The 11,922-nt window shown below is 71.3% G+C and carries 8 protein-coding genes; 1 reads left to right on the top strand and 7 read right to left on the bottom strand.

The window, feature by feature from the left end; genetic code table 11:
* From FLV34_RS04660 to tkt, 7 genes are all read right to left on the bottom strand, one after another.
* Nucleotides 1-1,539 (bottom strand): DUF222 domain-containing protein (locus FLV34_RS04660; RefSeq protein WP_147942462.1); only part of this gene is annotated, 1,539 nt, incomplete at its 3' end.
* Nucleotides 1,540-2,355: 816 nt separating this feature from the next.
* Entirely contained in the window at nt 2,356-3,135 is a 780-nt protein-coding gene (pgl, locus tag FLV34_RS04665) for a 6-phosphogluconolactonase (RefSeq protein ID WP_142647481.1), read from the bottom strand.
* A complete protein-coding gene (locus tag FLV34_RS04670) occupies nt 3,132-4,055 on the bottom strand; it encodes a glucose-6-phosphate dehydrogenase assembly protein OpcA (RefSeq protein WP_260617242.1) in 924 nt (307 codons plus the stop codon). Before FLV34_RS04670 ends, pgl begins: the two co-directional genes overlap by 4 nt.
* Nucleotides 4,056-4,101: 46 nt before the next feature.
* Nucleotides 4,102-5,796: a glucose-6-phosphate dehydrogenase gene (gene zwf, locus FLV34_RS04675; protein ID WP_205830170.1), complete on the bottom strand. Its 1,695-nt coding sequence runs from the start codon at nt 5,794-5,796 to the stop codon at nt 4,102-4,104.
* Nucleotides 5,797-5,842: 46 nt separating this feature from the next.
* Nucleotides 5,843-7,468: a glucose-6-phosphate isomerase gene (locus FLV34_RS04680; RefSeq protein ID WP_147942463.1), complete on the bottom strand. Its 1,626-nt coding sequence runs from the start codon at nt 7,466-7,468 to the stop codon at nt 5,843-5,845.
* Between the two features lie 7 nt (nt 7,469-7,475).
* Nucleotides 7,476-8,579 (bottom strand): transaldolase, encoded by a 1,104-nt coding sequence (gene tal, locus FLV34_RS04685; protein WP_142647479.1) that lies wholly within the window; start codon nt 8,577-8,579, stop codon nt 7,476-7,478.
* Nucleotides 8,580-8,589: 10 nt separating this feature from the next.
* Nucleotides 8,590-10,698, bottom strand: coding sequence for a transketolase (gene tkt, locus FLV34_RS04690; protein ID WP_147942539.1), 2,109 nt, complete (start codon nt 10,696-10,698; stop codon nt 8,590-8,592).
* A 253-nt stretch (nt 10,699-10,951) separates the two neighbouring features.
* Between tkt and FLV34_RS04695 the strand changes: the two genes are divergently transcribed.
* Nucleotides 10,952-11,896, top strand: a complete 945-nt coding sequence (locus tag FLV34_RS04695) for a heme o synthase (RefSeq protein ID WP_142647517.1) — start codon at nt 10,952-10,954, stop codon at nt 11,894-11,896.
* Nucleotides 11,897-11,922: the final 26 nt, after the last annotated feature.

Genomic DNA, 11,922 nt, shown 5'->3' on the forward strand with positions numbered 1-11,922 from the left:
GTCAGCGGCTCCGTCGGCATCGGCATTGCTCCCCGCACCGGCACCTGCCTCGGCCTCGGCCGCGTCGAGGTCGTCGGACTCGCCGGGAGCAAAGTCGCCCGTGTGCTCCCGGCCTTCCTCGAAGTCCTCGGCGTCCCGCGCGTCCTCGACATGGTCGGCGGGGTCGTCGGTGGCCGGGTCAGCGGGGTCTTGGGTGGCCGGGTCGGTGTCGTCGGTAGCCGGGTCGGCGGGGTCTTGGGTGGCCGGGTCGGCGGGGTATGGGTTGTCGTCGGTGGGGTCGGTGGGGTCGGTGGTTTCGGGGTCGGTGGTTTCGGGGTCGGTGGGGAGGGATTCGGCGCTGACCACGACGAGGAGCTCGGTGACGATCTTCTGCTCCAGCAGGGCGATCAGCGCGTCGGCCTGACGTACCGTCAGCGGGCGGTCATCCCCCTGCGCCCTCAGCTTGGCATACGCCTGCAACAACGCCATCAACCGGGCGCCGGCCTCACGCGGCAGGTAGAACTCCCCTTCCACGCCGCCGCCCTTGCCCGGGCGGACCCGAAGGAACCGCCGCCCGTAATCGGCCCGCTCATCCCGCTCATCCCCATCAGGGTCCAGCACCGCCCGCAGATGGCGGCCGGCCTTGGCGACCTCCGCCGCCCCGGCCTTGCCCGCCAGGTCCACCAGGATCGGCTCCGCCAGGCCGGCCTGCTCATCCGATAGCCCGGCCACAGCGGCGCAGATGGCCTCCACCACCCCCGCCGCCAACTCACCCGTGGCGAACTTCTCCCGCACGGTAGGGAGGCGCGGCAGTTCCGCCCCCAACGTGAGCAGGCGGCCCGCACCCCCCACCGTCATCCCCCCACTCGTGCGCAGCCAGCACCGGGTGGAGGCATGCCCATGCTGTCTGGCCTGCCCCGCACGATGCACCTGCCCCACCCGGTCGGCCAGGGCGCTGGTGATCCGGTCGCGGGCGAACAGCAACTCCTCCGCCTCGGCCAGGCACATGTCCACGTCATCGGGAAGCGGGGTCAGCGCCAGCTCTTGGGCCACCTCACGAACCGACCCCACCACCACCCACGACGACCGCACACGACCCCGACCACGGTCACGACCACGATCACGCCCACCCACACCGCCGGAAGCACCCGCACCCGGGCCCGTCGCGCCAGCAGCGTCCGGGCCAGTGGTATCTGCGCCGTCGTCGGCAGCTCCACGCTCGGCGTTCGCGTCAGCGCCGTCCGTGTCAGCACCGCTCATGCCAGCGGCATTCGCACCGGTGGCAGCCCCGCTCGCGGCGTTCGCGCCGTCGTTATCTGCGCTGTCGGTATCGGTGCCTGGGACGTCCATGCCCGGGGCGTCCGCGCTTGCGGCGCGGGGCGCGTCGGCGGGCTGCCGGGGCCCAAAGTTGATGATCGGGAAGGGCGCGCGGGCGGACGAACCGTCGGACGACCACAGTGGGGAATTGGCGATCAGGCGATCCCACCAGCCGTCGCTCCAGTCGCTATCGACGTTGTTCGAACGATGAAGGTGCTCAGGATCGATGTCGGACAGATCCATCGCACTCTCCTAGCTTGATTCGAAATACTGTTTGAATTATCTCCTGGTCGTGTCACTCTTAGCAACCGGGCGACGCCTACCAGTTGGGGTTACAGGCTTGCGGCGCAAGCGGGCAGGGGAGAGCCCGACCGCGATGGGGACAGGAGCAGAGCAGGCCGGAGGCGCAGGGAGAAGCAGGGGGATGCGCAGGGAGAAGCAGGGGGATGCGCAGGGAGAAGCAGGGGAGATCCCGGGCGTGATGAGGGCTGGGAGCAGAGCGCGCGGGAGACACAGGGAGAGAAGCATGGAGAGATCAGGGGATGAGGATGGGGCACCAGCCGCAGGCCACCAGGTGCGGGCCACCAGGTGCGGGCCACCGGCCGCGGACCACCGGCCGCGGACCACCGGCCGAGGCAGAGAGCCGGCGCGTGTCTCGCCCTGGCGCAATTGCTAGATGCGGCATGGAATAGGGCCCGTGGCTCCGGCCCACGCCGGCTACGGCTCGTACCACATGATCGGGGTTTGAGGGCGGCGGCGCGGCTCGGGAGACCGAACGACCGGGAGATGGCCGTGGCCGGGGAGACGGCGCGGCGGGGAGATGGCAATGGACGGGGAGATGGAACGACCGGGAGACGGCAACGGCAAGAGAGACGGAGCGGCCGGGAGATGGAACGAGCGGGATGGCTATGGCAGGAGAGACGGCGCGGCGGGGAGATGGCCGTGGCCGGGGAGACGGAACGACCGGGAGATGGCTACGGCAAGAGAGACGGTGCAGCCGGGAGATGGAAACGGCCGGGCGCGGGCATCATGCCCGCGCCCGGCCGTCCTGCCGTGAGCTCAGGGGGAGGCGATCCGCCCCAGCGATGGCGGGATCTTGTGCGCGGCGGCACGGTCGAGCAGGAACAGCGTGCGCTGCCGCCCGCGCGCGCCGGCGGCCGGCACCTGGAACGGTCCGGCGTCGGACAGCGCCATCCTGACCGCCTGGGCCTTTTCCTCGCCCGCCGCGACGACCCAGATCTCCCTGGCGGCCCGCAGGGCGGGGAACGTCAGCGACACCCGGGTGGGCGGCGGCTTGGGCGAGCCGTGCACGGCCACGACCGGCCGCTCCTCCTCGTAGACGGCCGGCTGGCCGGGGAACAGCGAGGCCACGTGGCCGTCGGGCCCCATGCCGAGCAGCAGCACGTCGAACGAGGGCACCGGCCCGTGGTCCTCCGGCCTGGCCGCCTTGGCCAGCTCGACCGCGTACGCGTCGGCGGCCTCCTCGGCGGTCATCCCCGAGTCGGGGCCGGGCATCGGGTGCACCCGGGCCGGGTCGACGTCGACGTGGTCGAGCAGGGCCTGACGCGCCCCGGTCTCGTTGCGCTCGGGGTGACCGGTCGGCAGGAACCGCTCGTCGCCCCACCAGATGTCCAGTGCCCGCCAGTCGATGGCGTCGCGCGCCGCTGTGCCCGCGAGGGCGGCCAGCGTCGCGATGCCCACGGTTCCGCCGGTCAGCACCAGGTGCGCCGAACCGCGGGCCGCCTGCGTGTCCACCAGCCGCGTGATGAGACGGGCGGCCACGGCCTGGGCCAGCAGTTCGGCGTCACGGTGGACGATGACGGTGGGAACGCCGGTCACGACCGTCCCTGCCCCTTCATCTCCGCAAGCCGGCGGATCGCGGCGGCGTAGATCTCGTCGGGGTCGAGCCGGCGCAGCTCCTCGGCGAGCAGTTCCGAGGCCGGCCTGCGGGCCAGGGCGACCCGCCGGTCGGGGTGGCCGGGCCGTGACAGAGTGGCGAGCCTGGCATCGGTCCTGCTCACCGTCAGCTCGCCGCCGCTCGCGATCGACAGCCGTACGCCCGTCAGGCCGGGGCCGCCGGACTCGGCGACCTCGATCGGCGCCTCCAGGCGGTCGCACAGCCAGGCGGCCAGCAGCGGCGCACTGGGGTTGCCCGGCGCGGCCTCCACCACACCACCGGTGACCTTCCCGACGGGCTGGTCGAAGGCGGCGGCCAGCAGGCTGCGCCACGGCGTGAGCCGGGTCCAGGCCAGGTCGGTGTCGCCGGGGACGTAGCTGGCGGCCCGCGAGGAGATCGCGGCGACCGCGTCCGGGGCCGACCTGGCGTCCAGGATCCGGCGGCTGCCGAGATGCCCGACCGGGTCCTTGGCGGGGATCTCCGGGCAGTCGCCCGGCCACCACACCACCACCGGCGTGTCGGTGAGCAGCAGCGGCGTGATCACCGAGTCGGCGTGCTCGGTCAGCTCGCCGTACAGGCGCAGCAGCACGACCTCGCCCGGCGCCGACTCGCCCACGCGGATCTCCGCGTCCAGCCGGTTGGGCTCGGCCGGGTCGCGGTTGATCACCATCAGGATGCGCGAGGGGTGCTCGCGCGCCGCCTCGGTGGCCGCGCGCAGGGCGTCGTACTGCCCCGCCTCGTCCACCACCACGACGAGGGTGAGCACCATGCCGACGGCGGGCGCGCCCATCTGGTGCCGCAGGCGGGTCAGCGTCGAAGAGATCTTCGACGCGGTCGTCTCGGTCAGGTTGAAGGTCGTCACACCGCTCTCCGCTCACTCCACCCCGGACACGGCGCGCTGACAGCGCTCACAGCCGCCTCCAGGCGCGTCCGTCCCTGGCCAGCATCGCGTCGGCCGAGGCGGGACCCCAGGAGCCGGACGCGTACCCCTCGGGCCTGCCCTGGGTGGCCCAGAACTCCTCGATCGGGTCCAGGATCTGCCAGGACAGCTCCACCTCCCGCTGGTGCGGGAACAGCGGCGGGTCGCCGATGAGCACGTCGAGCAGCAGCCGCTCGTACGCTTCGGGGGAGGACTCCATGAACGACTCGCCGTAGGCGAAGTCCATGTTGACGTCCCTGACCTCCATGGCCGTGCCCGGCACCTTGGAGCCGAAGCGCACGGTGATGCCCTCGTCCGGCTGGACACGGATGACCAGCGCGTTGTGCCCGAGGATCTCGGTGTCGTCCTTGCTGAACGGCAGGTGCGGCGCCTTCTGGAAGACGACGGCCACCTCGGTCATGCGGCGGCTGAGCCGCTTGCCCGTACGCAGGTAGAACGGCACCCCGGCCCACCGGCGGTTGGCCACCTCCAGCTTCACCGCGGCGTACGTCTCGGTGGTGGAGTCGGGGGAGATGCCCTGCTCCTCCAGGTAGCCGACGACGGGCTCGCCGCCCTGCCAGCCCCGGACGTACTGGCCGCGGGCGGTGCCGGTGGCCAGGTCGGCGGGCAGCTTGACGGCCCGCAGCACCTTCTCCTTCTCCCGGCGCAGCGCGTCGGCGTCGAAGGACGTGGGGTCCTCCATCGCGACCAGCGCGAGGAGCTGGAGCAGGTGGTTCTGGATCACGTCACGGGCCGCGCCGATGCCGTCGTAGTAGCCGGCCCGGCCGCCGATGCCGATGTCCTCGGCCATCGTGATCTGCACGTGGTCGACGTAGCCGCGGTTCCAGATCGGCTCGTACAGCGTGTTGGCGAAGCGGAGCGCCAGGATGTTCTGGACGGTCTCCTTGCCGAGGTAGTGGTCGATCCGGAAGACCGAGCTCTCGGGGAACACCGCGCTGGTGATCGCGTTGAGCTCCTGGGCGCTCTTCAGGTCGTGCCCGAACGGCTTCTCGATGACGACCCGGCGCCAGGAGCCCTCGGGGCCCCTGGCCAGGTTCGTCCGCTTGAGCTGCTCGATCACGAGCGGGAAGAACTTCGGCGGGACCGAGAGGTAGAAGGCGTAGTTGCCGCCGGTGCCCCGGGTCTCGTCGATCTCCTTCAGCATCATGGCGAGGACGTCGAAGGCGCCCTCGTCGCCGAACTCACCGGGGCAGAAGTGGATGCCCTCGCTGAGCTGCTTCCAGACCTCCTCGCGGAACGGCGTCCGCGCGTGCTCCTTGACCGCCTCGTACGTGACCTGGGCGAAGTCCTCGTGCGCCCAGTCGCGGCGGGCGAAACCGACCAGGGAGAAGCCCGGGGGCAGCAGCCCCCGGTTCCCCAGGTCGTAGATCGCCGGCAGCAGCTTGCGCTTGGCGAGGTCGCCGGTGACCCCGAACAGCACGAGCACGCACGGCCCGGCCACCCTGGGCAGGCGCCGGTCGCGCGGGTCGCGCAGCGGGTTGGCGGCCGCGGTCAGCTCGGTGGTCCCGGTCGTGGCGGCCTGAGCGGCGGCCAGAACCGCACGCTCAGCGCTCGTCAGATCGTCCGCCGCCTGCCGCACTGCCTCTGGTACTGCACCGCTGGGCGCCTCCGGCGCCTGACGGGCGTCGTCGGCGGGGGCCTGCGGCTCCTGTTGCTCCGTCATGTGTCCTCCCTGCGGACGGGCCCTTCGCCTGTAACGCATCGCATGGTCAGAGCTCCTCGGCCACGGAGAGCAGGTGCCTGACCCCGGCGACGCGGTCGGTGAGGTGCAGGCGCACGGCCGGCCTGCCCCGGGACGTCAGGGCGCCCAGGTCGCCCAGCGCCTGGGCGAGCTGCAGCCTGCCCAGCGTGTAGGGCTTGCCGGGGACCTCGATGTCGTCGGTCACCGCACCGGTGATCTGCAGGAACACGCCCGACGCCGGACCGCCCTTGTGGTACTGCCCGGTGGAGTGCAGGAAGCGCGGGCCCCAGCCGAACGTGACCGCGTGGTCGGTGCGGTAGTCGAGCAGCGCCCGCAGCGTCGCGACGTCGGCGCTCGCCCAGGTGTCGGTCATCTCCTCGAAGGACGCCTCGCCGACGACCGCCGCGTCGAACGCGGCCTCGCGGTCGAGGTACGCCATGATCGCCAGGTAGCCGCGCTCGGGGATCGCGCGCAGCAGCCAGGTGAGGACGTCGGCCAGGTTCTTCAGGTCGCCCGGCAGGTCGCCGTACACCTCGACCGGGCCGTCGGTGAGCACCGGGGTGCCGGTCGGCAGCGGGCCGTCCCCTGCCTCCTGCAGGATCCGGGTGGTGTTCTCCTTCGACTCGGCGACGTTCGGCTGGTCGAACGGGTTGATCCCGAGCACCCGGCCCGCGATCGCCGTGGCGTACTCCCAGACGAGGAACTGCGCGCCCAGCGGGCCGTCGACGGTCGTGCCGCTGTCGGGCCCGATGGTGACGAGGAACTGGTCGTCCGCCTCGGCGGCCTCGGCGCCGACGACGGGCAGGATGCCCTTGCCCTCCTTGCCGGTCGACTCGGCGATGAGCTGCTCGATCCAGTCGGGCAGGCCGGTGATGTCGGACGGCGCGTCGCGCAGGATCAGCTTGTCGCGGCCCTGCAGCGCGTTCGCGCCGAGCAGCGCGCCGAGGTCCAGGCCCGGGTTGCCCTCGTCCTGGGCCAGCAGCGGCCTCACCGCGGCGGCGTCGTCGAGCAGCTTGGCCACGTCGGCGCCCGCCAGGGCGCTCGGGACCAGGCCGAACGCGGTGAGCGCGCTGTAGCGGCCGCCCACGTTCGGGTCGGCGAGCACGACCGGATATCCGGCCTCGATGGCCGTGCGCTCCAGCGGGGAGCCGGGGTCGGTGACGACCACGATCCGCTCGGCCGGGTCGATCCCCGCGTCGCGGAACGCCTGCTCGTAGATGCGCCGGTGGCTGTCGGTCTCGATCGTGCCGCCGCTCTTGCTCGCCACCACCACGATCGTGCGGTCGAGCCGGTCGGCGAGCGCGCGCCGCACCTGGTGCGGGTCGGTCGTGTCGAGGACGGTCAGCGGCACGTCCTCGGTGGCGCAGATCACCTCGGGGGCGAGGGAGGAGCCGCCCATGCCGGCGAGCACCACGTGGTCAAGGCCCTGGGAGCGGGCCCGCTCCACCAGCTCGGCGATCTCCGGCAGCAGCTCCCGGCTGGTCTCGGGCAGGTCGAGCCAGCCCAGCCGGATGGCGGCCTCGGGCTGCGCCTGCGGGCCCCAGAGGGTGGAGTCGCCGGCGGAGAGGGCCGCGGGCACGCCCTCGGCCACGAGCTTGCCCTTGACCGCTTGGACGGCGTCCGCCTCGTCGCCGAGGGTCACCTCGATTGTCATCTGTAGCTCAGGCCTTCCGCAGCTCGCCGTCGACGGTTTCGAGCAGCTCGTTCCAGGACGTCTCGAACTTCTCGACGCCCTCCTCCTCCAGCACGCGGACGACGTCGTCGTAGTCGATGCCGGCCTGCTTGAGCGAGGCCATGACGTCCCACGCCTGCTGGTAGAAGGGGCGGATCGTGTCGCCCGAGATCCGGCCGTGGTCGGCCGCGGCGTCCAGGGTCTTCTCCGGCATGGTGTTGACGACCCCGGCCGTGACGAGCTGCTCCACGTACAGGGTGTCGGGGTAGTCGGGGTTCTTCACGCCGGTGGAGGCCCACAGCGGGCGCTGCGGGTGCGCGCCGGCCGCGCGCAGCGCCTGCCAGCGCGGCGAGTTCATGATCTCCTCGTACGCGGCGTACGCCAGGCGGGCGTTGGCCACGCCGGCCTTGCCCTTCAGCCCGGCGGCCTCCGGCGTGCCGATCTTGTCGAGGCGCTTGTCGATCTCGGTGTCGACGCGGCTGACGAAGAACGACGCGACCGACTCGATCGTGGCGAGGTTGAGGCCGTTGGCCTTCGCCTTCTCCAGCCCGCTCAGCCAGGCGTCCATCACCTGGCGGTAGCGCTCCAGCGAGAAGATCAGCGTGACGTTGACGCTGATGCCCTCGGAGATGGCCTGGGTGATCGCCGGCAGGCCCTCGACGGTCGCCGGGATCTTGATGTGCACGTTGGGCCGGTCGACCAGCCACCACAGCGCGCGTGCCTCGGCGATCGTCGCCTCGGTCTTGCGGGCCAGGCGCGGGTCCACCTCGATCGACACGCGCCCGTCGACGCCGCGGGTGGCGTCGAAGACCGGCCGCAGCACGTCGGCCGCCCAGCGGATGTCGAACGTGGTGATCGCCCGCACGGCCTCCTCGACCGTCACGCCGCGGGTGGCGAGGTCGCGCAGCTGCGCGTCGTAGGCGTCGCCCTTGCTCAGCGCGGAGGCGAAGATCGTGGGGTTGGAGGTGACCCCCGTCACGTTCTTGTCGCGGATCAGGGCGGCGAGGTTGCCGGAGCGCAGCCGCTCCCGGCTGATGTCGTCGAGCCAGATGGAGACTCCGGCGTCCGTCAGCCGCTTCAGATTCTCATTCATCCTTTGTCCCTCAGTTTCCGGTCGTCTCGCCCTTGTCGGCGCCCGTCTTGGCCAGGCTGGCCTTGGCGGCGGCGACGACCCGGTCGGCGGTGAGGCCGAACTGCTCGTAAATCGTCTTGTACGGCGCGGACGCGCCGAAGTGCTCGAGCCCCAGGACCTCGCCCGCATCTCCCACGAACTCGCGCCAGCCCAAGGAGATTCCCGCCTCGACCGCGACCCGGGCCTTGACGGCGGGCGGCAGCACGGTCTGCTTGTAGGCGGAGTCCTGCTCCCGGAACCACTCCACGCACGGCATCGAGACCACGCGGGTCGGAATGCCCTGGGACTCCAGGATCGTGCGGGCCTCGACGGCGAGCTGGACCTCGCTGCCGGTGCCGATGATCACGACCTCCGGCTGGCCGTTGGAGGCGTCCTGCAGGACGTAGCCGCCCCGCGCGACGGCGTCCGGGTCCGTGCCGTCGAGGGTGGGGACGTTCTGCCGGGTCAGGGCGAGGCCCGCCGGGCGGTCGTTGTGCTCGAGGACGGCCTTCCACGCGGCCGCCGTCTCGTTGGCGTCGGCCGGGCGGACGACGTCGAGGCCGGGGATCGCGCGCAGCGCCCACAGGTGCTCGATCGGCTGGTGGGTCGGGCCGTCCTCGCCGAGACCGATCGAGTCGTGCGTCCAGACGTAGGTCACCGGCAGCTTCATCAGCGCGGCGAGCCGCACCGACGGGCGCATGTAGTCGCTGAACACCAGGAAGGTGCCGCCGTAGGGGCGGGTGCCGTTGTGCAGCGCGATGCCGTTCAGGATCGCGCCCATGCCGTGCTCGCGGATGCCGAAGTGCAGCGTGCGGCCGTACCGGTTCCCGGGGAACTCCTTGGTCTGGTACTCGTCCGGGATGAAGGACGGCTCGCCCTTCATCGTGGTGTTGTTGGACTCGGCGAGGTCGGCCGAGCCGCCCCACAGCTCCGGCAGCACCGGTGCGAGCGCGTTCAGCACCTCGCCGGACGCCTTGCGCGTGGCGACCTGCGAGCCGATCTCGAACGACGGCAGCGCCTTGTCCCAGCCCTCCGGCAGCTCGCGCTTGGAGATCCGGTCGAACAGCTCCGCCCGCTCGGGGTTGGCCTCGCGCCAGCTCTGGTAGCCCTTGTCCCACTCGGCGCGCAGGGCCCGGCCGCGCTGGACGACCTCACGAGCGTGGCCGAGCACCTCGTCGGGAACGTCGAAGCTCTTTTCGGGGTCCATGCCGAGGACGCGCTTGGTCGCGGCGACCTCGTCGGCGCCCAGGGCCGAGCCGTGGATCTTGCCGGTGTTCTGCTTGTTCGGCGCCGGCCAGCCGATGATCGTGCGGAGCTTGATGAACGTCGGCCGGTCGGTCTCGGCACGGGCCGCCTCGAGCGCGGCGTACAGCTCCTGGACGTCCTCGACGTACTCGCCCGTCTTGGTCCAGTCGACCTCCAGGACGTGCCAGCCGTACGCCTCGTAGCGCTTGGCGATGTCCTCGGACAGGGCGATCTGGGTGTCGTCCTCGATGGAGATGTGGTTGGAGTCGAAGACCACGGCCAGGTTGCCGAGCTTCTGGTGACCCGCGAGGGCGCTGACCTCGTGGCTGATGCCCTCCTCGAGGTCGCCCTCGGAGGCGAAGCACCAGATCATGTGGTCGAACGGCGAGGTGCCGGGCGCGGCGTCCGGGTCGAACAGGCCGCGCTCGCGGCGGGCCGCCATGGCCATGCCGACCGCGTTGCCGATGCCCTGGCCGAGCGGACCGGTCGTGGTCTCCACGCCGGCCGTGTGGCCGTACTCGGGGTGGCCCGGGGTGAGGCTGCCCCACTGCCGGAGCGCCTTGAGGTCGTCCAGGGTCAGGCCGTAGCCGGACAGGTAGAGCTGAATGTAGAGCGTCAGGCTCGAATGCCCGCAGGAAAGGACGAACCTGTCTCGTCCGACCCACTTGGGATCCGAGGGGTCATGACGCAGGACCCGCTGGAAAAGAAGATAGGCAGCGGGGGCGAGGCTCATCGCGGTGCCGGGGTGACCCGATCCCGCCTTCTCCACGGCGTCCATCGCCAGGGCTCGCACGACGTCGACCGCCTGCCGGTCAAGATCACTCCACTCAAGGCTTGCGCTGCTCAACTGCTCGATCCCCTCTTTGTATTCGCGCCGGTTCTGGCATTTCCCGCCCACAGGGGACCCTAACGGGTTCCTCGTAATACCGTTTGGTAGCCACCTCGGTGGCGACACCTGCGGCTTCGGCCCCGGTTCGGGGACCACCTGCGGTGGCGACTACAGTGATTGACCAAGTGCCGGCTGCCGCCCGGAGACAGGCTGCCCGGAGATCCGCCCTAATCAGAGGTTACGCGTTGACCCCGCACGTGTTGGAAGCGCCTTGACGGTCCTGACGAACAAGCAGACGGTGACCCCGCTGGGGTCCACCGCGACGGCCACGGCTCCCCGCTCCATCGGGGCGCTCGTGAAGGCCTACGTGGCGCTCACCAAACCCCGGATCATCGAGCTGCTGCTGATCACGACCCTGCCGGTCATGTTCCTCGCGGCGCATGGCCTGCCCGACCTGTGGACCGCCACCGCCACCATGGTGTTCGGCACCCTGTCGGCGGGCAGCGCGAACGTCCTGAACTGCTACATCGACCGGGACATCGACCGGACGATGCGGCGCACCCGCAGGCGTCCGCTCGCCAAGCACGACGTGTCGCCGGCGGGCGCGCTGGTCTTCGGTGTGATTCTCGGCACTCTTTCCACGCTCGGGCTCGCCCTCACGGTCAACGGGCTGGCCGCGATGCTGTCGCTGGGCGCGATCCTGTTCTACGTCTTCGTCTACTCGCTGGTGCTCAAGCGGCGTACGTCGCAGAACATCGTGTGGGGCGGCATCGCCGGCTGCATGCCGGTGCTGATCGGCTGGGCCGGCATCACCGGCACGCTGTCGTGGGCCCCGGTCGTGCTGTTCGGCGTGGTGTTCTTCTGGACGCCGCCGCACACCTGGACGCTCGCCATGCGCTACCGCGAGGACTACGCCGCGGCCGAGGTGCCCATGCTGCCGGTGGTCGCCACCGAGCGCCGGGTCGTCCGGCAGGTCGTCGCCTACACCTGGGCCACCGTGCTGTGCTCGCTGCTGCTGTGGCCGATCGCCGGCACGTCCCTGCTCTATCCGGCCGCCGCGGCCGTGCTCGGCGCGGTCTGCCTGGTGGAGGTCTACCGCCTCCTCGGCCGCGTGAACGCCGGCAAGACCGGCGTCGACCTGCGCCCGATGCGGTTCTTCCACTGGTCGAACATCTACCTGGCGCTGCTGTTCCTCGCCGTCGCGATCGACTCCCTGATCGCCTGAGCCGTTCCCGCCCGGCCCGCCTACGC

The organism is Microbispora sp. CSR-4 (assembly GCF_008033685.1).
In the GTDB taxonomy this organism is placed as follows: domain Bacteria; phylum Actinomycetota; class Actinomycetes; order Streptosporangiales; family Streptosporangiaceae; genus Microbispora.

Bases quoted from the DNA above. Each gene is read 5' to 3' on its own strand.
- zwf (WP_205830170.1), bottom strand. From the start codon at position 5,796: ATGACGGAGCAACAGGAGCCGCAGGCCCCCGCCGACGACGCCCGTCAG.
- FLV34_RS04680 (WP_147942463.1), bottom strand. From the start codon at position 7,468: ATGACAATCGAGGTGACCCTCGGCGACGAGGCGGACGCCGTCCAAGCG.
- tal (WP_142647479.1), bottom strand. From the start codon at position 8,579: ATGAATGAGAATCTGAAGCGGCTGACGGACGCCGGAGTCTCCATCTGG.